Annotated in this window: 21 protein-coding genes and 1 pseudogene; 4 read left to right on the top strand and 18 right to left on the bottom strand. The window is 68.8% G+C overall.

Features of this window, described 5'->3' with window-relative positions; all coding sequences use genetic code 11:
- Positions 1 to 13 precede the first annotated feature (13 nt).
- The 5 genes from Scani_RS24675 to Scani_RS24695 form a co-directional block, all read right to left on the bottom strand.
- A complete protein-coding gene (locus tag Scani_RS24675; RefSeq protein WP_159479967.1) occupies positions 14 to 973 on the bottom strand; it encodes a helix-turn-helix transcriptional regulator in 960 nt (319 codons plus the stop codon).
- 154 nt (positions 974 to 1127) lie between these two features.
- Positions 1128 to 1502 (bottom strand): FKBP-type peptidyl-prolyl cis-trans isomerase, encoded by a 375-nt coding sequence (locus Scani_RS24680; protein WP_018087767.1) that lies wholly within the window; start codon positions 1500 to 1502, stop codon positions 1128 to 1130.
- A 58-nt stretch (positions 1503 to 1560) separates the two neighbouring features.
- Positions 1561 to 2469, bottom strand: coding sequence for an FKBP-type peptidyl-prolyl cis-trans isomerase (locus Scani_RS24685; protein ID WP_246296141.1), 909 nt, complete (start codon positions 2467 to 2469; stop codon positions 1561 to 1563).
- Between the two features lie 222 nt (positions 2470 to 2691).
- Positions 2692 to 4053 (bottom strand): Pup--protein ligase, encoded by a 1362-nt coding sequence (gene pafA, locus Scani_RS24690; RefSeq protein ID WP_159479969.1) that lies wholly within the window; start codon positions 4051 to 4053, stop codon positions 2692 to 2694.
- Between the two features lie 9 nt (positions 4054 to 4062).
- The gene (locus tag Scani_RS24695) at positions 4063 to 5322 is read right to left on the bottom strand and encodes an MFS transporter (protein ID WP_159479971.1); all 1260 of its coding nucleotides are present in this window, start codon (positions 5320 to 5322) and stop codon (positions 4063 to 4065) included.
- A gap of 121 nt (positions 5323 to 5443) precedes the next feature.
- On the opposite strand from Scani_RS24695, the gene Scani_RS24700 reads away from it, so the two are divergent.
- Positions 5444 to 6517 (top strand): LacI family DNA-binding transcriptional regulator, encoded by a 1074-nt coding sequence (locus tag Scani_RS24700; protein WP_159479973.1) that lies wholly within the window; start codon positions 5444 to 5446, stop codon positions 6515 to 6517.
- Positions 6518 to 6560: 43 nt separating this feature from the next.
- Here the strand turns inward: Scani_RS24700 and prcA are convergent, their stop codons facing one another.
- The 6 genes from prcA to arc all read right to left on the bottom strand — a co-directional run bounded on the left by prcA (position 6561) and on the right by arc (position 12857).
- Positions 6561 to 7421, bottom strand: coding sequence for a proteasome subunit alpha (gene prcA / locus Scani_RS24705; protein WP_159479975.1), 861 nt, complete (start codon positions 7419 to 7421; stop codon positions 6561 to 6563).
- A gap of 68 nt (positions 7422 to 7489) precedes the next feature.
- Positions 7490 to 8335 (bottom strand): proteasome subunit beta, encoded by an 846-nt coding sequence (gene prcB / locus Scani_RS24710; RefSeq protein ID WP_159479977.1) that lies wholly within the window; start codon positions 8333 to 8335, stop codon positions 7490 to 7492.
- The gene (locus tag Scani_RS41205) at positions 8287 to 8538 is read right to left on the bottom strand and encodes an endonuclease VII domain-containing protein (protein ID WP_246296144.1); all 252 of its coding nucleotides are present in this window, start codon (positions 8536 to 8538) and stop codon (positions 8287 to 8289) included. The genes prcB and Scani_RS41205 overlap by 49 nt, the downstream gene beginning before the upstream one ends.
- A 356-nt stretch (positions 8539 to 8894) precedes the next feature.
- The gene (locus Scani_RS24720) at positions 8895 to 9113 is read right to left on the bottom strand and encodes a ubiquitin-like protein Pup (protein WP_088796879.1); all 219 of its coding nucleotides are present in this window, start codon (positions 9111 to 9113) and stop codon (positions 8895 to 8897) included.
- 189 nt (positions 9114 to 9302) lie between these two features.
- Positions 9303 to 10814 carry a depupylase/deamidase Dop gene (gene dop / locus Scani_RS24725; RefSeq protein ID WP_159479981.1) on the bottom strand — a complete coding sequence of 504 codons (1512 nt, stop codon included), beginning with the start codon at positions 10812 to 10814 and terminating at the stop codon, positions 9303 to 9305.
- Positions 10815 to 11090: 276 nt separating this feature from the next.
- A complete protein-coding gene (gene arc / locus Scani_RS24730) occupies positions 11091 to 12857 on the bottom strand; it encodes a proteasome ATPase (RefSeq protein WP_030987017.1) in 1767 nt (588 codons plus the stop codon).
- A 249-nt stretch (positions 12858 to 13106) separates the two neighbouring features.
- On the opposite strand from arc, the gene Scani_RS24735 reads away from it, so the two are divergent.
- On the top strand, positions 13107 to 13400 hold the full coding sequence (locus Scani_RS24735) for a ferredoxin (protein WP_159479983.1): 294 nt from the start codon (positions 13107 to 13109) through the stop codon (positions 13398 to 13400).
- A gap of 46 nt (positions 13401 to 13446) precedes the next feature.
- On the opposite strand, the gene Scani_RS24740 is transcribed toward Scani_RS24735, so the two are convergent.
- The 3 genes and pseudogenes from Scani_RS24740 to Scani_RS24750 all read right to left on the bottom strand — a co-directional run bounded on the left by Scani_RS24740 (position 13447) and on the right by Scani_RS24750 (position 16590).
- Positions 13447 to 14028, bottom strand: a complete 582-nt coding sequence (locus Scani_RS24740; protein WP_167538134.1) for a hypothetical protein — start codon at positions 14026 to 14028, stop codon at positions 13447 to 13449.
- A gap of 193 nt (positions 14029 to 14221) precedes the next feature.
- Positions 14222 to 15148 carry a tRNA (adenine-N1)-methyltransferase gene (locus Scani_RS24745; protein ID WP_159479985.1) on the bottom strand — a complete coding sequence of 309 codons (927 nt, stop codon included), beginning with the start codon at positions 15146 to 15148 and terminating at the stop codon, positions 14222 to 14224.
- 177 nt (positions 15149 to 15325) lie between these two features.
- Positions 15326 to 16590, bottom strand: a pseudogene (locus Scani_RS24750) (site-2 protease family protein).
- Between the two features lie 175 nt (positions 16591 to 16765).
- Between Scani_RS24750 and Scani_RS24755 the strand changes: the two are divergent.
- Together Scani_RS24755 and Scani_RS24760 are read left to right on the top strand one after the other, a co-directional pair.
- Positions 16766 to 17716, top strand: a complete 951-nt coding sequence (locus tag Scani_RS24755) for a RecB family exonuclease (RefSeq protein ID WP_159479987.1) — start codon at positions 16766 to 16768, stop codon at positions 17714 to 17716.
- Positions 17717 to 17754: 38 nt separating this feature from the next.
- Positions 17755 to 18426: a response regulator gene (locus tag Scani_RS24760; protein ID WP_020929992.1), complete on the top strand. Its 672-nt coding sequence runs from the start codon at positions 17755 to 17757 to the stop codon at positions 18424 to 18426.
- 95 nt (positions 18427 to 18521) lie between these two features.
- On the opposite strand, the gene Scani_RS24765 is transcribed toward Scani_RS24760, so the two are convergent.
- From Scani_RS24765 to metH, 4 genes are all read right to left on the bottom strand, one after another.
- Positions 18522 to 20120: an ABC transporter substrate-binding protein gene (locus tag Scani_RS24765; RefSeq protein ID WP_159479989.1), complete on the bottom strand. Its 1599-nt coding sequence runs from the start codon at positions 20118 to 20120 to the stop codon at positions 18522 to 18524.
- An 88-nt stretch (positions 20121 to 20208) separates the two neighbouring features.
- Positions 20209 to 21816, bottom strand: a complete 1608-nt coding sequence (locus Scani_RS24770) for an ABC transporter substrate-binding protein (protein ID WP_159479991.1) — start codon at positions 21814 to 21816, stop codon at positions 20209 to 20211.
- A gap of 363 nt (positions 21817 to 22179) precedes the next feature.
- Entirely contained in the window at positions 22180 to 22893 is a 714-nt protein-coding gene (locus Scani_RS24775) for an HAD family hydrolase (protein WP_159479993.1), read from the bottom strand.
- 246 nt (positions 22894 to 23139) lie between these two features.
- Positions 23140 to 26649: a methionine synthase gene (gene metH, locus Scani_RS24780; RefSeq protein WP_159479995.1), complete on the bottom strand. Its 3510-nt coding sequence runs from the start codon at positions 26647 to 26649 to the stop codon at positions 23140 to 23142.
- Positions 26650 to 26793: the final 144 nt, after the last annotated feature.

Below are 26793 nucleotides of genomic sequence, written 5' to 3' on the forward strand. Positions count from 1 at the left end.
TCTCGTATCCCTCTCAGCCCTTGGCCACGGCACGCAGCCGGTCGATGACCTCGGCGCGCAGTTCCGCGGGTTCCAGTACGACCACGTCGGGCCCGAACTCCACCAGCCAGGCGTCAAGGCCATGTCCGTTGGGGATCTCCAGCTCGTCCCAGCCGTCGCCCAGCTCGCGGACGGTGAGCGCACGGGCGCGCAGCGGATAGCCGTGCTCGGCGCGGAGCCTGATCCTTGCGGTGCCGGTCGCGGTCTCGCCGGCCCAGCTCTCGACGGTCTCGCGGACGGTGACGTGGTCGGGCACCGGCGCGGTGAACGCCCCTTGCCGGGAACGGACCTTGCCGGTGATCCGGGAGAGCCGGAAGACCCGCTCCGCCTTGCGCTCGCGGTCCCATCCGGCGACGTACCAATGGCCCCGCCAGCATTCGAGGATCCACGGTTCGACCTGCCGCTGCTCGGGCCGGGCGGCGTTCGACTTGCGGTAGTCGAAGACGACCGGGCGGCGGTCGCGGCAGGCCAGCATCAACGGCTCGAAGGCGGCCTCATGGGCGGGGATACGGGGCTCCAGGGCGCTGTGCGGCTGCCCGGCGTCGTAGTCCGTACCGTCCGGCATACCGGCCGCGCGCAGCTTCTGCAGCGCACCGCTGGCGGCACCGGCCAGCCGGGCCTGCTGCCAGATCTTCGCGGCGAGCCCCAGGGCGGCGGCCTCCTCGGCGTCCAGCGTGATCGGGGGCAGGCGGTTGCTGTCGCGGCGGGCGAGGTAGCCGATGTCGCCCTCGATGCCTTCGACGGTCTCGATGACCAGGCCGAGCTCGCGCAGATCGTCCTTGTCGCGCTCGAACATGCGGTTGAACGAGTCGTCGCTGTTGGCCTCGATATAGGCCTCGATGGACGACCTCAGCTCACGCTTGGTCAGCGGGCGTCGCGTCCCCAACAGGCACAGCGCCAGATTCATCAGCCGCTCGGCCTTGGCAATGGCCATCGACGCCCTTTCTCGTTGAACTCCCGATCGTTGACCGTACCGCTCGGGGAGGTCAGGGCAAAAGCCGAGGGCACCACGACCGAGGGCCCGTGCCATCGCGGCACGGGCCCTCGGATACGTCAGCGACGGTCGCGCACGGCGACCGGCAGGGGTCTCAGACGGAGACCAGGTCGCAGACGAAGATCAGCGTCTCGCCCGGGGCGATCCGGCCGCCACCGGCGCCGCGGTCGCCGTACGCGAGGTGCGCGGGGATGGTCAGCCGGCGGCGGCCGCCGACCTTCATGCCCTGCACGCCCTGGTCCCAGCCGGCGATGACCTGGCCGGCGCCCAGCTGGAACTGCAGCGGCTTGCCGCGGTTCCAGCTCGCGTCGAACTCCTCGCCGGTGCTGAACGACACGCCGACGTAGTGGACGGAGACGGTGTCCCCGGCCTTGGCGACCGGCCCGTCGCCCTCCGTCAGGTCCACGATCTCGAGCTCGGTGGGAGCCGGGCCCTCAGGAAAGTCGATCTCGGGCTTGTCGATGCTCACGAATGTGCTCCTACTTACGAATCTTTACGATTACGGCGCCCAGTCTCGCAGATCCGTGTCAGCTGACGCTGAGGACGTCCACGGAGAACACCAGGTCAGAACCGATGGACTTCTGCTGCTCGGCGGTCAGCTTGCTCTTCGGCACCACGATCAGCACCCGGCTGCCGGCCTTCTTGCCCTTGAGGCCTTCCTTCCAGCCCGGCAGCTGAGCGACCGGCACGTCCTGCGCCCCGGGCTGCCCCGGCGCCCAGGTGTCGGCGAGCACCTTGCCACCCTTCCAGGTGACCGCCGTGTAGTTGGCACGCACGATGCTCTTCGGGCTGATCGGCGCGCCCTTGCCCTCGATGATCGTCGCGCTCTCGATGTCCTTCGGCGCGTCCGTGTCCTTCGGGAGGGTGATCTTCGGCGCCTTGGCGTCGATGTTGGTGCCGACCTTGGGGAGGTCCGTGTTGTCCTGCGCGACCGGCTTGCCCTCGATCTTGTTCGGCATGATCTTCTTGAGATCGACGACGAAGACCAGCGTGGAGTTGGCCGGGATGTTCTGCTGCGCCTGCGCCCCGTAGCCCTTGTCCGGCGGGATGACCAACTCCACCCGGCTGCCGAGCTTCTGACCCACCAGGCCCTCGTCCCAGCCCTTGATGACCTTGCCGCTGCCGATCTCGAAGGTGGCCGGCGCGCCGCGGTCCCAGCTGTTGTCGAAGGCCTTGCCGTCCCAGGTCTGGCCGAGGTAGTTGGCGTTGAGGGCCTCGCCCTTCTTCACCTCCGGCCCGTCGCCCTTCTTGAGGACCTTGACCTGAAGCTTCTTGGGCGGGGAGCCCTCCCCCTTGTCGACCGTGGGCTTGGCATCCGCCTGCCCACTCACCTTCGGCGCTGAGCCGCCCTCGGATGAGTCGTCATTGCCGCAGGCCGCTGCGGAAACGAGGAGCAGGGGCACGGCGATCAGGGCTGCGATTCGGCGTCGGCGCACGTATATCCCTCAAAACGGGCTGCGATCAGAATGAATGGACGGAGCCACTCTAGCCACGCCAAGCGAAAGTGGCGGGCTCGTGTCACACGAGCCCGCCACTGTCCCATCCGACCGGCCCCCTCACCGGGGCCACATGCCTCGACCGCCGTCACTCGACCGGCCCGGATTCCCCGCCGTGCGTCCCGCGGGGAATCCGCCCGATACCGGCAGCGGCGAATCCGGTCACATACCTGCGATCAGCTTCTCCACCCGGTCGTCCACCGAACGGAAGGGGTCCTTGCACAGGACCGTTCGCTGCGCCTGGTCGTTCAGCTTGAGATGCACCCAGTCGACGGTGAAATCACGGCGCTGTTCCTGCGCACGGCGAATGAAGTCGCCGCGCAGCCTGGCGCGCGTGGTCTGCGGCGGGACCGACTTGCCCTCGAAGATCTTCAAGTCGTTGCAGATCCGCGCCGCTTGCCCCTTCCGCTCCAGGAGGTAGTAGAGCCCCCGGCGACGGTGGATGTCGTGGTACGCGAGGTCTATCTGCGCCACCCGGGGGTGGGACATGGTGATGTTGTTCTTTGTGCGGTACCGCTCGATGAGCTGATGTTTCATCACCCAGTCGATCTCGGTCGAGATGCGGTCGAGCTCCTCGTCCCGGATCGCCTCGAGCGTACGGCCCCACAGTTCCAGGACCCGCTCGACGGTGCCCGTACGGATTCCGCGGCGGTCGACGAAGTCCACGGCCTTCTCGTAGTACTCCTGCTGGACCTCGAGCGCCGATGCCTCGCGCCCGCTGGCCAGCCGCACCTTGCGCTGGCCGGTGATGTCATGGCTGACCTCACGGATGGCCCGGATCGGGTTCTCCAGCGTCAGATCGCGCATGACCGTGCCCGCCTCGATCATGCGCAGCACGAGGTCGGTGGCCCCGACCTTCAGCATCATGGTCGTCTCGGACATGTTGGAGTCGCCGACGATGACATGCAGCCGGCGATAGCGCTCGGCGTCCGCATGCGGTTCGTCGCGGGTATTGATGATCGGCCGGGAGCGGGTCGTCGCCGAGGAGACGCCCTCCCAGATGTGCTCCGCACGCTGGCTGACGCAGTAGACGGCGCCCCGCGGAGTCTGCAGCACCTTGCCCGCGCCGCACAGCAGCTGACGGGTGACGAGGAACGGAATGAGGATGTCCGCGAGCCGGGAGAACTCACCATGACGGGCGACGAGATAATTCTCGTGACACCCGTAGGAGTTTCCCGCCGAATCGGTGTTGTTCTTGAAGAGATAGACGTCGCCCGCGATTCCCTCCTCATGCAGGCGGCGCTCGGCGTCGACGAGCAGGCCCTCGAGAATGCGCTCGCCGGACTTGTCGTGCGTGACCAGCTCGGTCACGTTGTCGCACTCGGGAGTTGCGTATTCCGGGTGCGAACCCACATCCAAGTACAGGCGGGCACCGTTCCGCAGGAAGACATTGCTGCTGCGGCCCCATGACACGACACGGCGGAAGAGGTACCGCGCCACTTCGTCAGGCGACAGTCGGCGCTGTCCCCTGAACGTGCACGTGACGCCGTACTCGTTCTCCAGCCCGAAAATGCGGCGGTCCATGACTGAACATTACGCCTGACGGCCTGCTCTGAAACCGGGTTCGACGGCCCCGTTTCGATCATTTTCCGCCGGGGCCGCACCTGCCGGGCCCAGTACGGGTTCCCCGAGAAATCGCTTCGTCGACAAAAGGACGAGCAGCGCGGCGAGCCCACCGGCGCCTGCCACCGCGAATCCCGCCACCGCGCCACCGCCTTCGACGGCCGGACCCACCACGGAAGCACCCACCGCCGAGCCGACACCGAACGTCGTCACCAGCCAGGAGAACGCCTCCGTCACCGTGCCCCGCGGCGCATGACGGTCCACCACCACGAAGGCACAGGCCAGCGCCGGCGCCAGGAACACCCCCGCGACACCGGTCAACGCCGTCATCCCGGCCACCCCCGGCGCCAGCGCCAGCGGCAGATAGCCCAGTGCCAGCAGCCCGATCAGCAACCGCAGGCGCCCCTCCGGCCGCCCCGGCCACTCGCGCGCGCCGTAGCCCAGGCCGCCGATCAGCGCACCGACCCCCAGCGCGGACAGCAGCAGGCTGGCGACCATCCCCCCGCCGTGCTCATCGGCGTACGCCACCGCGGCGACCGCGATCGACCCCAGCGCCAGGCCCACGAAGAAGAACGCCCCGATCAGCACCAGCATCCCGGCCGAGCGCAACGCGCCCAGCCAGTGCGCCTCACGCGGCCCGCTGCGCCACTGCCGGGACGGCTCGGAGACCACCACGGAGAGCGCCCCGAGCACCCCGAGCAGATTGATCACCAGCAGTGCGACCCCCTCCGACCAGGCCGCCACACACAGCGTCACCAGCAGCGGTCCCACCGCGAACATGACTTCCTGTGCCACCGCGTCCAGCGCATAGGCGGCGTGCACCCGGTCCGCACGCTTGAGGACGCCGGGCCACAGCGCCCGCAGGCCGCCCTCCAGGGGCGGGGTGAAAAATCCGGCGATCACCATGGCGGCGTAGGCGAGCCACAGCGGCTGCAGACCGACGGCCGCGAGCAGCGCCATGCCGAGCGCGGAGAGCACCGAGGCGGGCAGCATCACCCGCGGCTGCCCGTGGAGGTCCACCGCCCGGCCCAGCAGCGGCTGGCCGACGGCGTTGCAGACGCCGTAGACCGCGGAGAGCGCCCCGGCCAGGGCGTAGCTGCCGCCCTCGGCGCGCACGAAGAGGACCACGGCCAGCGCCGCCGTGGCGTTCGGCAGCCTGCCGACCAAGGTCCCCGTCAGGAGCCGGGCCGCGTGCCGGGTTCTGAGCAGCTCCGCATATCCCGCGGCCATCCCTGCCCCTTTCCCGCCCGGACCCGCCGGACGTGTTACGTATAACTGCCGCCGTTATACGTACCATGTGCCTCACCCACAGTCCACCCGCAACGGCCGCACGCGAGGAGCGAAACGCCCGGTGACCAGCAACGAGACCGCCGCACCCGGAAGGCGCCCGGCCGCCCGCACGACCAGCCGGGACGTGGCCCGCGCCGCCGGAGTCTCCCAGGCCGCCGTCTCGCTGGTCCTGGGCGACAAATGGCGCGGCCGGGTCTCCCCCGCCAAGGCCGAAGCCGTCCGCACCGCCGCCCGCGAGCTGGGCTACCGCCCCAACCTCGCCGCCCGCAGCCTGCGGATGGGCCGCACCCGCACCGCGCTCCTCGTCGTCCCCGCCCTGACCACCGAATTCTTCGCCCGCGTCTACACCGGCGCGGCCCGGATCGCCGCCGACCACGGCTTCGGAGTGGTCCTCTACCCGTCCCCCGAGGGCATCGGCCCGGCCCGCGACCCCTTCGACTCCGCCGCGGCCACCCTGGACGGCGTGATCGCCTCGTCCATGGCAGCCGAGGCCCTCACCGCCCTCCGCGACGCGGACCTGCCCCTGGTCATGCTCGACAGCGACCCCGACGACGAGCGGGCCACCGCCACCGTCAACCTCGACATCGCCGACGGCGTACGCCAGTTGACCGCCCATCTGACGGCCCTCGGCCACCGCCGCATCACCCACCTCGCGGCCGATGTGGACTCCTGGACCTTCGATCTGCGCGCCCGTGCCGTCGCCGAAGCCCTGGAGAACACCCCCGGCGCCCGGCTGCGCCGGCAGCCGGCCGCCCTCGGCGTCGACGCCGGGCTGCACGCCGCACACACCGCCCTGACCGCCCCCGGCCCCCGCCCCACCGCCCTGCTCTGCGACGACGACATCATCGCCGCGGGCGCCTGCAAGGCCGTACGGCGGCTGGGCCTGCGGGTCCCCGAGGACGTCTCCGTGACCGGCTTCGACGACCTGGCCCTGGCCGTCGCCGTCGAACCGGAGCTGACGACCGTACGACTGCCCGCCGAGGAGTTCGGCGAGGCCGGCATGCGGGCCCTGATGAGCGTCCTCGACGGCCGCCCGGCCGAGGCGCCCACCCTGCCGGTCGAACTGGTCACCCGGGGCTCCACCGCCCCGCCCGCGAACGCCCCCGGAAACGCGGAGCGCCCCGGCGGGCAGTGACCCACCGGGGCGCGCACGGGGCACACAGGCCCTCAGCGCTGCGTCAGAGCAGCGGCTCCCCTTCGGAGCCGTCCTCGCCCGCAGAGCTGCCCTTGCCCTTGCTCTCCTTGCCCTTGGCGCCGGTTCCCTCCGCGGTGGCCCCGGACTCTCCGGCACCGTCACCCGCATCGGCGTCCGCCGCCGCGTCCCCGGTGTCCGCCCCGCCGCTCTCGTCCAGCAGCCGGGACAGCTGCCGCCCCAGGATCCGCTTGAACTTGCGCTGCTGCGGGCGCGTACGGTCCAGCGTCGCGACCTCCAGCTGCTCGGCGGTCAGCCGGCGCTCACCGCCGTTGTTGTCGCGCGACAGCGACTCCACCGCCAGCTTGAGCGCCTCGGCCAGCGTCATACCGTCACGGTGACGCTGGTCGAGATAGCTGCTGATCTGGTCGGCATTGCCGCCGACCGCCACCGAGCCGTGCTCGTCGACGATCGAGCCGTCGTGCGGCAGCCGGTAGATCTGGTCGTCCTCGGGGGCCGCCCCGACCTCGGCGACGATCAGCTCGACCTCGTAGGGCTTCTCGGCGGCGCTGGAGAAGATCGTGCCGAGCGTCTGGGCGTAGACGTTCGCCAGGCCCCGCGCGGTCACGTCCTCCCGGTCGTAGGTGTAGCCCCGCAGATCGGCGTAGCGCACACCGCCGATCCGCAGATTCTCGAACTCGTTGTACTTGCCGACCGCCGCGAAGGCGATGCGGTCATAGATCTCGCTGACCTTGTGCAGGGCGCGGGAGGGATTCTCGGCGACGAAGACCACGCCGTCGGTGTACTGCAGCACCACGACACTGCGGCCGCGCGCGATGCCCTTGCGGGCGTACTCCGCGCGGTCGGCCATGGCCTGCTGGGGTGAGACATAGAACGGCGTCGACACCGGCTATCCGTCCCTTCCTGTCAAAAGCTCTCTCGGTAGCTGGGGGAGCATGGCGAACATCCGTCCCGTCAGAGCAGCGCGGCGCGCGGGCCGTCGGGCTGTTCGAGGCGGCGCTCATGCACGGCACGGGCGATCTCGGAGACCTCGTCGTCACTGAGCCTCTTGAAGCCGTCCTCGGTGATCGCCGTGACGATGGGGTAGATCCGCCGCCCCATATCGGGCCCGCCGGTCGCCGAATCGTCGTCGGCCGCGTCATAGAGCGCCTGGACGACGGCGGTCGCGGCCTGATCCTCCGTGAAATCCTCCCGGTAGAGCTTCTTCAGCGCACTGCGCGCGAAGACCGAGCCGGAACCCGTCGCCGCGTAACCGTGCTCCTCCGACCGCCCGCCGGTGACGTCGTACGAGAAGATCCGGCCCTTCTCGCGGTCGAGGTCGTATCCGGCGAACAACGGCACCACGGCGAGGCCCTGCATGGCCATCCCGAGGTTGCTGCGAATCATCGTCGACAGACGATTCGCCTTGCCCTCCAGGGAGAGTTGGGCACCCTCGACCTTCTCGAAGTGCTCCAGCTCCAGCTGGAAGAGCTTGACCATCTCCACCGCGAGACCCGCCGTGCCCGCGATGCCGACCGCCGAATACTCGTCGGCCGGGAAGACCTTCTCGATATCACGCTGCGCGATGACATTGCCCATGGTCGCCCGCCGGTCGCCGGCGAGCACCACGCCTCCGGGGAACGCCGTGGCAACGATCGTCGTGCCGTGCGGCGCCTCGATGACACCCTGCACCGGCGGCAACGGGCGGTTGCCCGGCAGCAGCGCGGGCGAGTGCTCGCCGAGGAAATCCATGAAGGACGAGGATCCGGGCGTCAGGAAGGCAGCTGGTAGACGCCCGGTGCTTCGAATATTGGCTTCCACACGTTTCCTTCCAGATATGCGATGGCCCGCCGCAGGGCGTCGGGGTCATCCCTCAACTTGCCGAGTGCCGAGTTGCAGTTGAAGCACAGTACGCCTCGGACCTTACCCGTATCGCGGTCGTGATCCACATGCTCGCGACCTGGCTCGACGCAGATCGGGCAGATACCGGACCGCTCCTTGATCATCGCGTCCCGCTCGGCCACGGTGCGGCCGTGGTGACGCTCGAGAGGGCCCGCTCGATCGTGGACGGCCCGGCACCCCGTGCGGCGCACCGGCAGGCCGTCGGAGGCAGTCGCTTTGCCATGCCACTCGCTGCGGGGTGGGACCTTCCCGCACGCGCGGCACCGCGTGTGTCCGGGCGGGACATCCGCCTTTTCCCGCACCGTTCTTCCCAGAGCCTCCCGTCGGCGCCGGCAGTACGTGGCTCCGTAATCCGCCACGCACCCCCGACGCCGCATTCGGAGTCCCTCACACCGGTTCTCGTCCGAAGCGAACGAGGCCGGCGATAAACGGCGCTCGCACCCGGTGCAATTCTTGTCGACCGAGTCGGACATCGCCGCTATTGTCCGCCTTTTTGCACGAAGGACCGAACGAAGTCCTCTGCGTTCTCCTCGAGCACATCGTCGATTTCGTCCAGAACGGAATCCACGTCGTCCGACAACTTTTCCTGGCGTTCCTTGAGGTCTTCCGAGGCCTGCGCGTCCTCTGTCTGCTCCTCGACCTCTTCGGTGGAACGCGTGGCCTTTGCCTGTCCGCCGCCGCTGTCCTTGGTCGCCATGTCCCTCACCCCGCTCGGTTCGCCCCGCTCGATGTGACCTTCAAGATCCGACCCTACAAGCAGGGTCCGACATCGGCCCTGCACTTCCTGCAACGACCGGGAGTCACCTCGATGATTCCCGCACCGCGACGATTTCAGCCGCGGATCGGCCGTGGATCGTGAAGAATTCTGTCGTGCACCTGCCGACACTCAGCGGCCGGAAAGCGTCCTCACCAGCTCCTCCGCGGTACGACAGCGGTCGAGAAGCTCCTTCACGTGCTTACGGGTGCCCCGCAGCGGCTCCAGCGTGGGGACCCGTTGCAGGGAGTCACGGCCGGGCAGGTCGAAGATGACCGAATCCCAGGAGGCGGCCGCGACGTCGTCCGCGTACTGCTCCAGGCAGCGACCGCGGAAGTAGGCCCTGGTGTCCTCCGGAGGCTTCTGCTCGGCCCGCTCGACCTGGGTCTCGTCCAGGAGGCGCTTCATCTTGCCGCGGGCCGCCAGACGGTTGTACAGGCCCTTCTCGGGCCGCACGTCGGCGTACTGCAGGTCGATGAGGTGCAGGCGCGCGGCGTCCCACTCCAGGCCGTCCCGGCGCCGGTAGCCCTCCATCAGCTCCCGCTTGGCGACCCAGTCCAGCTCGCCGGACAGGCTCATCGGGTCGTTCTCCAGCCGGCCGAGCACGTCCTCCCACCGGGTCAGGACGTCCTTGGTCTGCTCGTCCGCATCCGCTCCGTAACGGTCCTCGACATATTTGCGGGCCAGCTCGAAGTACTCCATCTGGAGCTGTACGCCGGTGAGCGTGCGGCCGCTGCGGAGCGTGATCAGGTGTTGCAGAGTGGGGTCGTGCGAGACCTGGTGGAGGGTGCGGACGGGCTGGTCGACGGCCAGGTCGACGGCGATGAAGCCGTCCTCGATCATGGAGAGCACCAGGGAGGTGGTGCCCAGCTTCAGGTACGTCGAGATCTCGGAGAGGTTGGCGTCCCCGATGATGACGTGCAGCCTGCGGTACTTCTCCGCGTCCGCGTGCGGTTCGTCGCGGGTGTTGATGATGGGCCGTTTGAGCGTCGTCTCCAGCCCGACCTCCACCTCGAAGTAGTCGGCGCGCTGGCTGAGCTGGAAGCCGTGCTCATGCCCGTCCTGGCCGATCCCGACCCGGCCGGCGCCGGTGACCACCTGGCGGGAGACGAAGAACGGCGTCAGGTGCCGCACGATGTCCGAGAACGGGGTCTCCCGCTTCATCAGGTAGTTCTCGTGCGTCCCGTAGGAGGCGCCCTTGTTGTCGGTGTTGTTCTTGTAGAGGTGGATGGGCTGGGCGCCGGGGACCTGGGCGGCCCGTTCGGCCGCCTCGGCCATGATCCGCTCGCCGGCCTTGTCCCACAGCACCGCGTCCCGCGGGTTGGTGACCTCGGGGGCGCTGTACTCGGGGTGGGCATGGTCGACGTAGAGCCTGGCGCCGTTGGTGAGGATCACGTTGGCCAGGCCGATGTCCTCGTCCGTGAGCTGGCTGGCGTCCGCGTTGTCGCGTGCGAGGTCGAAGCCGCGGGCGTCCCGCAGCGGGTTCTCCTCCTCGAAGTCCCAGCGGGCACGGCGTGCCCGGTGCATCGCGGCCGCGTAGGCGTTGACGACCTGGGACGAGGTGAGCATGGCATTGGCGTTCGGGTGGCCGGGGACGGAGATCCCGTACTCCGTCTCGATTCCCATTACTCGCCGTACGGTCATGCGGCCCTCCTTGCCCGGCGGCGCCCCCGGATGGGGTCGGCGCTCAAGTACCGCTGCTCTTCCGGTCCGTGTGCGTGCCCCACGCCCGCACAGCGTGACGCAGCGGTACCGAAGAGCCTAGAACGCCTTTGCGGCGCTGGGGAGATCATTACAGTCATTGCTCCAGTCCGGTTTTCCCTGGTCCACCGCGCCCTTTTGGAGTGCGGTTCTGGCGCCCCCGGAAAAGCGTCCGGCTGCGGACGCCCCGTGCAGGACATCCGCAGCCGGAGGGCGGTGTTACAGGTATTGGCCGGTATTCGCCACCGTGTCGATGGAGCGACCGGTGTCCGCGCCCTGCTTTCCGGTGACGAGCGTACGGATGTATACGATCCGCTCGCCCTTCTTTCCGGAGATACGGGCCCAGTCGTCCGGGTTGGTGGTGTTGGGCAGGTCCTCGTTCTCCTTGAACTCGTCCACGCATGCCTGGAGGAGGTGGGAGACGCGAAGCCCCTTCTGATTGTGTTCGAGGAAGGCCTTGATGGCCATCTTCTTTGCGCGTCCTACGATGTTTTCGATCATCGCACCGGAGTTGAAGTCCTTGAAGTAGAGGACTTCCTTGTCACCATTGGCGTAGGTGACCTCCAGGAAGCGATTTTCCTCGGATTCCGCGTACATCTGCTCGACGACGGATTGAATCATTCCGCTCACTGCGGCCTTCCGCGAGTCGCCGTGTTCGGCGAGATCGTCGGAGTGCAGCGGCAGGCGTTCCGTGAGGTACTTCGAGAAGATGTCCTTGGCGGCTTCCGCGTCGGGACGCTCGATCTTGATCTTCACGTCGAGGCGGCCGGGGCGCAGGATCGCGGGGTCGATCATGTCCTCGCGGTTCGAGGCACCGATCACGATCACGTTTTCCAGGCCCTCGACGCCGTCGATCTCGGAGAGCAGCTGCGGGACGATGGTGTTCTCCACGTCCGAGCTGACGCCGGATCCCCGGGTGCGGAAGAGGGAGTCCATCTCGTCGAAGAAGACGATGACGGGGGTGCCCTCGCTCGCCTTTTCCCTGGCGCGCTGGAAGACCAGCCGGATGTGCCGCTCGGTCTCGCCGACGTACTTGTTGAGCAGCTCGGGGCCCTTGATGTTGAGGAAGAAGCTCTTCCCCGCGGGCTGCCCGGTCACCTCGGCGACCTTCTTGGCAAGGGAGTTGGCGACCGCCTTGGCGATGAGGGTCTTGCCACAGCCCGGCGGGCCGTAGAGCAAGACGCCCTTGGGCGGGCGGAGTTCGTGCTCCTTGAAGAGGTCGGGGTAGAGGTACGGAAGCTCGACCGCATCCCGGATCAGTTCGATCTGGCCGCCCAGACCGCCGATCTTGGTGTAGTCGATGTCCGGGACCTCTTCGAGGACGAGCTCCTCGACCTCGCTCTTCGGGATGACTTCGTAGACGTAGCCGGAGCGGGGTTCGAGCAGCAGGGCGTCGCCGGGACGGATGGTGATGTCCAGCAGCGGCTCGGCGAGCCTCACCACCCGTTCCTCGTCCGTGTGCCCGATCACCAGGGCGCGCTCGCCGTCCTCGAGGATCTCCTTGAGGGTGACGATGTCGCCGGCGCTCTCGTAGGCCATGGCCTCGACCACGTTGAGCGCTTCATTGAGCATGACCTCTTGGCCGCGCCTGAGGCCCTCGGTCTCCACGCTGGGGCTGACATTCACCCGGAGCTTTCTGCCTCCGGTGAAAATGTCGACCGTGTCGTCCTCGTTCGCCTGCAGGAAGACACCGAAGCCGGCCGGCGGCTGCGCGAGCCGGTCGACCTCCTCTTTGAGCGCGACGATCTGGTCGCGGGCCTCGCGGAGAGTATTGGCGAGACGCTCGTTCTGTGCCGAGACGCCGGCCAGGTTGGTCTGCAGCTCGACGATCCGCTCTTCGAGAATCCTCGTGTGCCGCGGAGAGTCGGCGAGCTTGCGTCGCAGGACGGCGATCTCCTGCTCGAGATAGGCAACCTGACCGGCGGGATCTTCAGACCCTCGCCCCGGCCGGATGCCGCGGTTGATGTCGTCGTCGTGGGCTGCCACGGTCCTCACCTCCTCCAAGGAGCTGGACGCTTCCTGACCCTACCTGGGCCGGTGCAGGTTGAAACCCCTAGATCGAAAAGACTGTCGGGGCGTGTCCGATCTTCACCCTTGCGCACGTCCTCACGCCAAGGGAATACCCACCCAACAACATCGGAAAGCGAGCGGTTGTATCGTCGAGTCGGTCAACACCCGTCAGGGCTGGCGCCACTTAGACAAAAACGGTTCACGTACGCAGGAACGGCAGGCGAGATGACCGCGCAGGACGAAGCCCCAGAGCTGGAAGTATGGATCGACCAGGATCTGTGCACCGGGGACGGCATCTGTGCGCAGTACGCGCCGGAGGTCTTCGAGCTCGACATCGACGGTCTGGCCTATGTGAAGAGCACCGACGACGAGCTGCTGCAGGACAAGGGGGCCACAACCCCCGTCCCGCTGAAGCTGCTCGCCGACGTCCGGGACTCCGCGAAGGAGTGCCCCGGGGACTGCATCCACGTCCGCCGGGTCACGGACCTGGTCGAGGTCTACGGGCCGGACGCGGAGTAGCCGGCCCGGCGCGGAACGCGTCGGGCCGACCACATCATGTGACAGATCACAAACGCTGGGTGCTCATGGCAGCGGGAAGTTCGCTCTGAACGAACTTCCCGCCCTGCCATTGCCACTTGACGCTCTTGTGGACGTCCGGGCAGCAGCGCGGAACGTCGAGCGTGGAGTAGCCCAGGAGGGCCGCCGAGATCGCGCCATCCTCGACGGTGAGGGTTTGGACGCTGCGCTGCCGGGCGGGCTCGAGGAGGGTCGCCACGATCCGGGGCGCGGCCTTGGCCTCGCCCGGCTGCGCGAGGACGTAGACGCCGCTGGGCGGGGTGCCGGTCTGGCTGTGGCAGCGGACCACCGCGACGGTCTCGGTCGTCCCGTCGCCGTCGAGGTCGCCGGAGGCCTTCTTCACCACGTCGAGGCGATGGGGTCCACAGTCGACCGGGAAGGTCACCCGGCCCGGGTCGGGGGCGGCCGCGGGACGGGCGGCGGCGGCATTCTGGGAGGTCGTGGCCTTGGCGTCGGGGGGCTGGACGAAGGACGCGGCCGCGACGACCGCCGAGACGGCGGTGGCGGTGGCGAGCCAGTGCATGGGGCGCGGCTGGGTGTGCGAGAGGTCCTGGCCTGCCATGGGCTGCACGCGGGGTAACTCCTGTGAAGTGCTGTACCGGTGGGAGTGCCCAGCATCGTTCCACAGGAGGGTGCGCCAAGGAACCGGCCGGACCGGAGTTTTCCGTGCAGATCCGGTGCGGGGAACGAAGGAGCGCCGCCGGCGGTTCCCGCGGGGGAACTCGTCGGCGGCGCCTGGTGGTTCAGTGGCCGGATCCGGGCGGTCAGCCGCGCTCGGCGGAGCTGCCCCCGGAGGCAGCCGCCTGGTCCTTGCCCGGGCCTGTGTAGTCCTCGCCGTAGGCTCCCTTGGCGGGCCGGCGGCGGCGCAGCGGGGGCTCGACCCCGTCGGCGAGGCGGCGGGCGGTCAGCAGGAAGCCGGTGTGGCCGATCATGCGGTGGTCGGGACGGACGGCGAGGCCCTCGACGTGCCAGGTGCGGACCATGGTTTCCCAGGCCGACGGCTCGTTGAAGGTGCCGTGCTCGCGGATCGCCTCGACGGTGCGGGCCATCTGCGTCGTCGTCGCGACGTAGGCGCAGAGGATGCCGCCGGGGACCAGGGCCTTGGAGACGGCCTCCAGGCACTCCCAGGGGGCGAGCATGTCGAGGATGACGCGGTCGACGTCGGCGTCGGAGAGGTTGTCCTGCAGGTCACCGACGGTGAGCGTCCATGCGGGGTGCGGACCGCCGAAGTAGCGCTCGACGTTCTGCGTGGCGATCTCGGCGAAGTCGGCACGGCGCTCGTAGGAGTGCAGCATGCCGTCGTCGCCGATGGCACGCAGCAGGAAGCTGCTGAGCGAGCCGGAGCCCACACCGGCCTCGACGACGCGGGCGCCGGGGAAGATGTCGGCCATCGCCAGGATCTGCCCCGCGTCCTTGGGGTAGACCACGGCGGCACCGCGGGGCATGGACAGGACATAGTCGGGGAGCAGCGGGCGCAGCGCGAGGTAGGCGACGTTCCCGGTGGTACGGACAACGCTGCCCTCGGGAGCACCGATCAGCTCGTCGTGGGGGAAAGCTCCCTTGTGGGTGTGGAAGCTTTTTCCCTCTTCGAGCGTGAAGGTGTAGTGGCGTCCCTTGGGATCGGTGAGCTGGACCTGGTCCCCGACCTTGAAGGGCCCGCGACGACGGGCGGCACCGGTCGGTTCGGACATGTGACCAGCCTACCGGCCCGTCGGGACGCCGCCGACCAGTGGGTCCGGGGGCGAGTGAGCCGTAGGGGGCGGGCCGATGCCGGGAGAGGAAGCGCGCGCAGGCCCCGGCGGAGGAGGGGCTGAGCACGGTCGCTCTCCCGTCACCGGCTTCTGCGCTCCCGTAGGCGAACCGAGCCCTCAAGCAGCCTTACGGGCCATGGCGGACACGAAGGCCCGCTCGACGTCGGCGGTGGAGAGCACGCCGTAGATCTCGCCGGTCTCCTCGACGACGAGGTATTCGGTCGCGGGGGTGGCGCGCAGGTACTCCAGGAGGTCCTCACCGGCGAGTTCGGCGGAGACCCGCATGCCGTCCTTGAGGTCCTGGGCGAGGGTGCCCACGGCGACCCAGGGGCGGCGGTGGTCGGGGACGCCGACGATGGCGGCCCCCGGACGAGCGCGGTGGGGGTGCCCTGGGGGTCGACGACGACCAGGGCGCGGGCACCGGCGTCATTGGCGCGGCGCAGCGCCTCGGAGAGCGGGGTGCCGGTCTCGACGGGGACGGCGCGCCGGGTCAGGGTGCGGGCGGTGAGGTCGGGGAGGCGTTCCCGCAGCCGGGCCATGCGCAGGCTGTTGCCGGCGCCGGTCCAGATGATGGCGGCGAGGATCGCGGCGAGCAGGGCGTCGGTGAGGGAGTCGGCGCCGCCGATCTCGGGGCGGGGGGTGCCGAGGACGCCGGTGTGGGTGAGCAGCGGCAGGCCGATCAGGACGGTGACGGCGAGCGCGCGGCCGACCCAGGCGGCGGCGATGGTGCCGGTCATGGGTCTGCCGGTGATCTTCCAGACGATGGCGCGCAGCATCCGGCCGCCGTCCAGGGGGAGGCCGGGCAGCAGGTTGAAGATCGCGACGATGAGGTTGGAGATCATCAGGCCGGCGAGCAGGACACCGGGGACGGTGCCGGGTTCGACCAGCTGCATGCCCGCGTAGAAGACCCCGGCGAGGGCGAGGGAGAGCAGCGGGCCGACGAAGGCCAGGATGAATTCCCTGCCCGGGGTCTCGGTCTCCTTCTCGATCTCCGAGACGCCGCCGAAGAACTGCAGCTGGATACGCCGTACGGGGAGCTTGAAGCGGAGCGCGGCGACGGTGTGGGCCAGCTCGTGGACGAGCACCGAGGCGTAGAAGGCGACCGCGAAGAAGAGCGAGACGAGGTAGCGGGCGGCGCCGAGCTCGGGCAGGACGCGCTCCAGCTGGCCGCCGAAGACCCAGGTGATCAGGGCGGCGACGAGGAACCAGCTGGGGGCGACGTAGACGGGTACGCCGAAGGGACGGCCCATCAGGATGCCGCCGCCGCTGCCCCTCTTCTTGCCCGGTGTGGGTGTCTTGGGCTCGTCGTTGTGCTCGGGCGGCTCGGGCGGCTGGGGCCGCACGGACTCCTCGGGGTCCTGCGACTTCCCGCTCTCGTCCACGGCGTCCCCTCATCGAATACGGCATTCGCCCCTGCTCGGCCTGATATCTCGATCATGCAGGGCGCAGGGGTTCAGGGTCGATGGTATGCGGAGTGCCCCGGCCCGATCCGCTGCGGGGCCCTTGCGCCGGTGACCCGTCCGCGCTTGTCAGTGGCGGGCCGTAGGGTTTTGTGGCATGGGATCGAGCACGGAGCAGGCCGAGGCGGGCACACAGGGCGGGGAAGCCGGGTGCGGCGGGGAGACTGCCGGGGCGGTGGCGCGGATCGGGGAGCAGCCGCGGCCGCCGGCGGCGCTCTCGCCGTCGCGGGCGGGCGATTTCATGCAGTGTCCACTGCTGTACCGCTTCCGGGTGATCGACAGACTGCCCGAGAAGCCCAGCGCGGCGGCGACGCGCGGCACGGTCGTGCATGCGGTGCTGGAGCGGCTCTTCGACGCGCCGGCGGCGGAGCGTACGGCCGTCGGGGCGCGGGCGATGGTGCCGGGCGAGTGGGAGAAGCTGCTGGCCAAGCGGCCGGAGCTGGCGGAGCTGTTCGCGCAGGACACGGAGGGCGAGCAGCTGGCGCAGTGGCTGGCGGAGGCCGAGACGCTGGTGGAGCGGTGGTTCTCGCTGGAGGATCCGACGCGGCTGGAGCCGGCTGACCGTGAGCTCTACGTCGAGACGGTGCTGGACTCGGGGCTGCGGCTGCGGGGGTTCATCGACCGGGTGGATGTCGCGCCGACCGGTGAGGTGCGGATCGTCGACTACAAGACCGGCAAGGCGCCGCGGCCGCAGTTCGCCGAGGGCGCGCTGTTCCAGATGAAGTTCTATGCGCTGGTGATGTGGCGGCTGCGCGGTGTGGTGCCGCGGCGGCTGCAGCTGGTCTATCTGGGCAGCGGCGATGTGGTGACGTACGACCCCGGTGAGGCCGATCTGCGGGCCGTGGAGCGGAAGTTGCTGGCGCTGTGGGAGGCGATCCAGCTGGCGACCGCGACCGGTGACTGGCGGCCGCGGCCGACGAAGCTGTGCGGCTGGTGCGACCACCAGGCGCACTGTCCGGAATTCGGCGGCACTCCCCCGGTGTATCCGCTCCAGGTCCGCCCGGCGGAGGACGCCCGGGTGCCACAGGGCAGAATGGGGGACATCTAGGCGCTGATCGCCCGGACAGGCCTATCAAAGGAGAGCTCGTGGCCATCCGCGTCCTGCTGGTCGACGACCAGCCCCTGCTGCGTACGGGATTCCGGATGATTCTGGAGGCGGAGCAGGATCTGGCGGTCGTCGGGGAGGCCGGTGACGGTCTGCAGGCGCTGGAGCAGGTGCGGGCGCTGCAGCCCGATGTGGTGCTGATGGACATCCGGATGCCCCGGATGGACGGCGTCGAGGCGACCCGGCAGATCACGGGGCCGGCGAAGGACGGCCCGGCGAAGGTGCTGGTGCTGACGACCTTCGATCTGGACGAGTACGTCGTCGAGGCGCTGCGGGCGGGGGCGAGCGGCTTCCTGCTGAAGGACGCGCCGGCCAATGAACTGGTGCAGGCGATCCGGGTGGTGGCGGGCGGCGAGGCGATGCTCGCGCCGAGCATCACGCGCCGGCTGCTGGACAAGTACGCCGGGCATCTGCCGTCGGGCGAGGAGCCGGTTCCGGACACGCTGCATACCCTCACCGAGCGCGAGGTGGAGGTGCTGAAGCTGGTGGCGCGCGGGCTGTCGAATGCGGAGATCGCCGCGGATCTGTTCGTGAGCGAGACGACGGTGAAGACGCATGTGGGCCATGTGCTGACGAAGCTGGGGCTGCGCGACCGGGTCCAGGCGGCGGTGTACGCGTACGAGAGCGGGCTGGTGCGCCCCGGCGCCCAGTAGCCGACGGGGCCCTGACGGCCCGGCACACTCACGACGGCGGGGCCGGCCCGGGAAGAGATTCCCGGGCCGGCCCCGCCGTCGTGTGAGAGGTCCGGTCAGGCGTCGGCCGACTTGCTGATCTCCCAGAAACGGAAGACGGTCGACGGGTCCAGGGTCCACTGCAGGCCGGAGACCCCGTCACGAGCCACCGCGTACTGCTTGCCCTGCCAGATCGGGATCATCGGCACGTCCTTGGCGACGATGTCCTGCAGCGCCCGGAACTCGGACTTGGTGGCGCCACGGTTCGGCTGGTCGGCCGTCTTGGGCAGCAGCTGCCCGGTGATGGTCGGCGAGTTGTAGTGGTTGGCCACCACGCTGTCCTTGCCGAAGAACGGCGCGGTGAAGTTGTCCGGGTCCGGATAGTCGGGGATCCAGCCCTTGACGTAGACGCCGAACCGTCCGGAGGCCACGCCCTGCTCGTACTCCTTGGTGGGCAGGGTGCGCACCTTGGCGTCGAACAGGCCGCTGGTGTTGAGCTGCTGGGCGATTTGCTCGAAGGCCGGGACGGTGCCGGGGCCGAAGCGGTCGGGGGTGGCCCACAGCGTGAGCGGCACCTTCCCGTTGAAGCCGGCGGAGCGCAGTGCTTCCTTTGCCTTCTCGGGCTTCGGGCGGTCGCCGTAGGTGTTGAAGAAGGAGGTGCTGTGACCGGTGATGCCGGCCGGGACGATCGAGTACAGCGGTTCCGCGGTGCGCTGGTAGACGTCCCGGACGAGGCTGGAGCGGTCCAGGAGGTAGGCGATCGCCTTGCGGACGCCCAGCTTGCCGGCTACCGGGTCCTTGACGTTGAAGACCAGGTGCATGACCTCGGCGCTGGCACCCTCCACGACCTGGGTGCCGTGCTGCTGCTTCAGCGAGGCGTTGTCGAGGGCCGCGATGTCCTTCATGGACAGGCCGCGGTAGGCGACGTCGACATCGCCCTTCTCGACGGCCGTCTTGAGCTTGTCGGGGCGGTTGAAGAACTTCACGGTCATCCCGGAGTTCTTGACCTTGGCCGGGCCCTTGTACGAACCGTTGACGCCGAAGACGGCCTTCTGGGAGCTGTAGTCCTTGAGGGTGTAGACGCCGGAGCCGGTGGCCTTGCCGTCGGTGCGCAGCCGGTCGGCGGGGTAGTCGGCGTGGTCGACGATCGAGCCGGCGCCCGAGGCTATCTTCATCGGGAAGGTCGCGTCGGGCGTCTTCAGCCGGAAGACCACGGTCTTGCTGTCCGGCGCCTCGACCTGGTCGACCGCGGAGAACATCACGGCGGGGCCGTTGGGGTCCTTGATGCGCCGGGTGCGGTCGAAGGAGTACTTGACGTCCTTGGAGGTCAGCGCGTCACCATTGCTGAAGGTGAGGCCGTCCTTGAGGGTGCAGCGGTAGACCTTGCTGTCGTCGTCGGTGAAGCCGCAGCGTTCGGCGGCCTCCGGCTCGGGGGTGGTGCTTCCCTTGGGGAAGCTCAGCAGGGACTGGAAGACGTTGTTGAACAACAGCCATGACCCCGGCTCGTAGCCGGATGCCGGGTCGGTGGACTGCACCTTGTCCGTCATTCCCATGACCACGGGCTCGCCGGTACCGGCCGCCCCCGAGTCGTCCGTGCCGCACCCGGCGACCGCGAGCAGGGCTGTGGCCAGCCCCGCTCCGATCGGGGCGGCCAGCCACTGGTCACGCTTCCTCACTAAACGGTCCTCACGTTCTGGTGGTGCCTGTCGTGCCGCGACGGGGAGGCCGCGGCGGTGGGTGCTGCATCGGTCATGTCCCGGGGGCTCAGTCGGCGACGCCGCGGCCGAGCTCCCAGATCTGCAGCGACGAGGAGGAGTTGAGGGCCCACTCGATGCCGGTGACGTCATCGCGCGCGACGACGTACTGCTTGCCCTGCCACAGCGGGAGGAGCGGCACATCGTCGGCGATGAGGTCCTGCGCCTGCTTGAAGTTCGCTGCGGCGGCGTTGCGGTCGGTCTGCTGCCGGCTGTTCGGGATCAGCTGCGACTCGATCTTGGAATTGCGGTACGGGGAACCGAGGAAGTTCTGCTTGCCGATGAACGGCGCGATGTAGTTGTCCGGGTCCGGGATGTCCGCGAACCAGCCCATGTTGTAGACGCTGTACTTGCCGTCCAGGGAGTCGGTCCGGAACTGCTGCCAGCTGTCGACGCCCTTGACCTTGATGTCGAACAGCTTGGTGCTGTTGAGCTGGCTCTGCAGCGCCCGCACTTCCTTGGCGGTGCTGGAGCCGTAGTGGTTCGTGGTGTACGTGAGGGTGAACTTGACCGGGGTGGTGATGTTCGCCTGCTGCAGCGTCTTACGGGCGGCGGCCGCACTGGGGTTCCCGTACTCGGTGAAGAACGAGTTGATGTGACCGGTGAGACCGGTGGGAACCATCGAGTAGAGGGGGTCGCCGGTGTAGGAGTAGACGTCGCGCACCAGCTCCGAGCGGTTGACGATCTGCGCCATCGCCTTCCGCACGGCCTTGTTGGAGACGGCCGGGTCCTTGGTGTTGAAGGCCAGGTAGCGGATCTCCTGGCCCGGCATCTCCTGGAGCATGATGTGCTCGTCGCGGGCGTTCTCCAGGCCCCTGATCTGATCGGGCGACAGCCCGCGGTACATCAGGTCGACATCACCCTTGCGCAGCGCCTTCTCCGTCTCCTTGGAGTCGGCGAAGAAGCGCATCTCGACCTTGTCGTTCTTCACGTTCACCCCGCCCTTGTAGGTGGGGTTCTTGGTGAAGGTGGCCTTGGTGATGTGGTGGTTCCTGCGCTCCGTCTTGAGCGTGTACGGGCCGGAGCCGACCACGTCGAAGCCGCTGTAGAGGCGGCCCTTCGGGTACACCTCGCCGTCGACGATGGCCGCGGCGGGCGTGGCGAGCTTCTGCGGGAAGGTGGCGTCCGGCTTGCGGAGGTGGAAGACCACCTCCTTGTCGCTCGGCGTCTCGACCTTGTCGATGTCGTCGAGCAGCGACACCGGACCGTTGGTGTTGTTGATGGTCCGCATACGGTCGATGGAGAACTTGACGTCCTGCGCCGTCAGGGCGTGTCCGTTCGAGAACTTCAGGCCACTGCGCAGGGTGCAGCGGAACTGCTCGTTCTGGGTGTCGCGGAACCCGCAGGATTCGGCCGCCTCTGGCACCGGCGCGGTGCCGCTCCTGGGCAGCCGCATCAGGGTCTGGAGGGTGCCGCGCAGCATGTTCCACGCATCGACGTCATAGGCCTGCGCCGGGTCGAGCGGAGCGGGCGCCGCCTTGGTCGCCTCGATCTGGGAGGCGACTCCCACGACGATCGGATCGCCACCATCGCCCGCGCCGTCCGTGCTGCCACAGGCTGCGAGAACGGGGGCGAGGAGACCGGCCAGCGCCGGCAGCACCAGGGTCTTGCGATTCATCGTCGGCAGGTTCCTTATCAGCGCAGAGGTGTTGCTCGCGTCGACATTAGTAGGAACGGCCAGCCGCGCTCAGACACAAAGGAGTTGATTCGATATGGGCTCCGGATAACGAAGGGCGGGTGATCGATATCCGGACGGTGGAACGATTCGCACGTTGCTCCACCAATCCGGACACTTACCCCCGCACAAACCCCCCGAGAGACCCCTTGGAACACCCATGGGTGCCACTGTCGACGGCCCGGCACGTGAGAAAGGTCACGCGTTCAAGGAGCCATGACGAGGCAACAATTCAGTCAGCGCATTCGTCACGGAAAATGAGCGGGCCACTCCCCTCAGTCCTGAGGGGCTTTCTCCGGAGCACGCTCAGTACATGGCTCCACGGCTTTCCGTGATGAGCGTTCGGAGAAATGGAAGATCGACTTCTTCCAGCGAGGGCACGACCGTACGGCCCGCGGCCGGCGGGATCGGTGTCACCGAGGGCACCGCGACGACCGGGCAGCCCGCCGCCTCGCCCGCGGTCACACCGGTCAGGGTGTCCTCGATGACGGCGCAGCACGCCGGGTCGGCCCCCAGCCGCGCGGCGGCCGTCAGATACGGGTCCGGGTGCGGTTTGGTCCGCTCCAGGTCGTCGCCCGCCAGGGTCAGCCGGAAGTTCTCCCGGCCCAGCGAATGCAGCATCTGGTCGACGATGGCGCGGTGGGAGGCGGAGACCAGGGCGGCCGGCACGTCATGGGCGGCCAGTTCGGCCAGCAGCCTGCGGGCGCCCGGCATCAGGGGAACGCCGCGCCTGATCCGGGCCAGGAAGGCCGCGTTGAGCAGCACGCTGAGCTCGGTCAGGCTGATGTCGACACCGGTGGCTTGAATCAGATACCCGGCACTGCGGGTCATCGGGCCGCCGACCACGACCTCGCGGTGTGCGTCGTCGAGGATGTGGCCGAGTTCGGCGAAGACCTCCGCCTCCGCCTCCCACCAGAACCCCTCGGTGTCGACGAGCGTGCCGTCCAGATCGAGGAATACGGCTTGGAGGGTCGCGGCTTCGGCCGTTCGGGTGCCGACTGCGGGGATGCTGCTGGTCATCCATCCACCTCCGTGACGACGTCCCCGAAGGGACGAAAGGGCCGGTCGCCATCCCCGGCTGGGGAGACGACCGGCCACTACCGGACCGATAAGTGTACGACGGTACGAGCCGAAATGCGTGGTGACCGAGGTCAGGGCCGTTTTGGGCAGGATCCCGGGGCGGCCCGATCCGCTCCCACCGGATCACCGAGCGTCACGTCATCTTCCGGGACGGCCCGCGGACCGCCCCGGAAGGTGCTCGCCCCGCTACCGCGCGTTGAAGTACTTCGCTTCCGGGTGGTGGATGACGATCGCGTCGGTGGACTGCTCGGGGTGCAGCTGGAACTCCTCGGAGAGCTCGACGCCGATCCGCTCCGGCTGCAGCAGGTCGGCGATCTTGGCGCGGTCCTCCAGGTCGGGGCAGGCGCCGTAGCCCAGCGAGAACCGCGCGCCGCGGTACTTGAGCGCGAACATGTCCTCGACGTCGGCCGGGTCCTCCCCCGCGAAGCCCAGCTCGGCACGGACCCGGGCGTGCCAGTATTCGGCGAGTGCCTCGGCCAACTGGACGGACAGGCCGTGGAGTTCGAGGTAGTCGCGGTAGGAGTTGGCGGCGAAGAGTTCGGCGGTGGCGCCGCCGATCTTGGAGCCGACGGTGACGACCTGGAGGCCGACGACGTCGGTCTCGCCGGTCTCCTCGGGGCGGAAGTAGTCGGCCAGGCACAGGCGCCGGCCGCGGCGCTGGCGGGGGAAGGTGAAGCGGGTGCGCTCGGTGCCGTCCTCGTGCAGGAGGATGAGGTCCTCGCCCTTGGACACGCAGGGGAAGTAGCCGTGGACGACGGCGGCTTCGAGGAGGTTCTCGGTCTGCAGCTTGTCGAGCCAGCCGCGCAGCCGGGGACGGCCCTCGGTCTCCACCAGCTCCTCGTACGTCGGACCGTCGCCGGTACGGGCCTGCTTGAGCCCCCACTGCCCCTTGAACAGGGCCCCCTCGTCCAGCCAGGACGCATAGTCGGCGAGCTGGATGCCCTTGACCACGCGGGTCCCCCAGAACGGCGGGGCGGGCACCGGGTTGTCGGTGGCGACGTCGGAGCGCACCGCGCCCTCCGGCTCCTCGACCTCCAGCACGGCCGTGTCCCGCTTGGGCACCCGGCGTTGCTTGAGTTCGGGGAGGGTGGCGCCGGGCACGCCGCGCTTGACGGCGATGAGGGCGTCCATCAGGCGCAGGCCCTCGAAGGCGTCGCGGGCGTAGCGGACCTCGCCCTCGTAGATCTCGTGGAGGTCCTGTTCGACGTAGGCGCGGGTGAGGGCGGCGCCGCCGAGGATGACGGGGAAGTCGGCCGCCATCTTGCGCTGGTTGAGCTCTTCCAGGTTCTCCTTCATGATCACCGTGGACTTGACCAGGAGCCCGGACATCCCGATGACGTCGGCACGGTGCTCCTCGGCGGCTTCCAGGATCGCCGAGACCGGCTGCTTGATGCCGAGGTTGACCACGTTGTAGCCGTTGTTGGACAGGATGATGTCGACGAGGTTCTTGCCGATGTCATGGACGTCGCCGCGGACGGTGGCCAGCACGATGGTGCCCTTGCCCTCGTCGTCCGACTTCTCCATGTGCGGCTCCAGATGCGCCACCGCACTCTTCATCACCTCGGCCGACTGCAGCACGAACGGCAGCTGCATCTGCCCGGAGCCGAACAGCTCACCGACGACCTTCATGCCCTCCAGGAGGGTGTCGTTGACGATCTCCAGCGCCGGCCGCCCCTGCAGCGCCTCGTCGAGGTCGGCCTCCAGACCGTTCTTCTCCCCGTCGATGATCCGCCGCTGCAGCCGCTCCTCCAGCGGCAGCGCCAACAGCTCCTCGGCCCGCCCGGCCTTCATCGACTTGGTGTTGACGCCCTCGAACAGCTCCATCAGCTTCTGCAGCGGGTCGTAGCCCTCGCTGCGCCGGTCGTAGACGAGGTCGAGAGCGGCCTTGACCTGCTCCTCCTCCAGCCGCGCGATCGGCAGGATCTTGCTCGCGTGCACGATCGCCGAATCCAGGCCGGCCTTGACGCACTCGTCGAGGAACACCGAGTTCAGCACGATGCGGGCGGCCGGGTTCAGGCCGAAGGAGATGTTGGAGAGGCCGAGCGTGGTCTGCACGTCGGGGTGGCGCTTCTTCAGCTCCCGGATCGCCTCGATGGTGGCGATCCCGTCACCCCGGGACTCCTCCTGGCCGGTGCAGATCGTGAAGGTCAGACAGTCGATGAGGATGTCCGACTCGTGGATGCCCCAGTTGCCGGTCAGGTCCGCGATCAGCCGCTCCGCGATGGCGACCTTGTGCTCGACGGTGCGGGCCTGGCCCTCCTCGTCGATGGTCAGCGCGATCAGCGCCGCACCGTGCTCGGCCGCCAGCGCGGTGACCTTCGCGAAGCGCGACTCCGGCCCGTCGCCGTCCTCGTAGTTGACCGAGTTGAGGACCGCCCGGCCGCCGAGCTTCTCCAACCCGGCCTGGAGGACGTTCAATTCCGTGGAGTCCAGCACGATCGGGAGGGTGGAGGCGGTCGCGAACCGGCCCGCCAGCTCCTCCATGTCCGCCACGCCGTCGCGCCCCACATAATCGACGCACAGATCGAGCATGTGCGCGCCCTCACGGATCTGGTCGCGCGCCATCTCGACACAGTCGTCCCAGCGCGCCTCCAGCATCGCCTCGCGGAACTTCTTCGACCCGTTGGCGTTCGTCCGCTCCCCGATCGCCAGATACGAGGTGTCCTGCCGGAACGGCACCGTCTGGTAGAGAGAGGCGGCGCCCGGCTCGGGGCGCGGCGTACGCGCGGGCGGGGCGATGCCGCGCACCCGCTCGACGACCTGCCGCAGATGCTCCGGCGTCGTCCCGCAGCACCCGCCGACCAGCGACAGCCCGTACTCGGCGACGAACGTCTCCTGCGCGTCGGCCAGCTCACCGGCCGTCAGCGGATAGTGCGCACCGTTCTTGCCCAGCACCGGCAGACCAGCATTCGGCATACACGCCAGCGGGATGCGCGAGTGGCGGGCGAGGTAACGGAGGTGCTCGCTCATCTCGGCCGGACCGGTCGCACAGTTCAGACCGATCATGTCGATGCCCAGCGGCTCCAGCGCCGTCAGCGCCGCACCGATCTCCGACCCCAGCAACATCGTGCCGGTCGTCTCGACGGTGACCGAGCAGATCACCGGGAGGTTGCTGCCGGTGGCCTTCAGGGCGCGCCGCGCGCCGAGAATGGCGGCCTTGGTCTGCAGCAGGTCCTGCGTCGTCTCCACCAGCAGCGCGTCCGCACCGCCGGCGATCATCCCCTCCGCGTTCTGCTGGTAGGCGTCGCGCAGCGTCACGTAGGGGGCGTGGCCCAGGGTCGGCAGCTTGGTGCCCGGACCCATCGAGCCCAGGACGTAGCGCTGCTGGCCCGTGGAGGCGGTGAACTCGTCCGCCACCTCGCGTGCCAGCCGGGCACCGGACTCGGACAGCTCGAAGACCCGTTCGGGAATGTCGTACTCGGCCAGCGCGGCGAAATTCGCACCGAACGTATTGGTCTCGACGCAGTCGACACCGACCGCGAAGTACTCCTCGTGCACCGAGCGCACGATGTCCGGCCGGGTGACGTTGAGGATCTCGTTGCAGCCCTCCAGCTGCTGGAAGTCCTCCATGGACGGATCCTGCGCCTGCAGCATGGTGCCCATCGCACCGTCCGCGACGACCACCCGCGAGGCCAGGGCCTCACGGAACGATTCGACGCGGGTCGTGCTGATGGGCGATGGCGTGTTCGAGGCCATGGAGATGCTCCCGTGGTTGCGACGGCTGTCGGCTTTGCACCCTCCTTCAGAGGGCGCACCCGGCCAGCGTAGCTGCCGGTCCGGTACACGTGTTCCCCGTTCCACGCCGTGGACAGCACTGCTCCACCCCCCTGCGTGCACTAT

It is taken from the genome of Streptomyces caniferus, from assembly GCF_009811555.1.
GTDB lineage: Bacteria > Actinomycetota > Actinomycetes > Streptomycetales > Streptomycetaceae > Streptomyces > Streptomyces caniferus.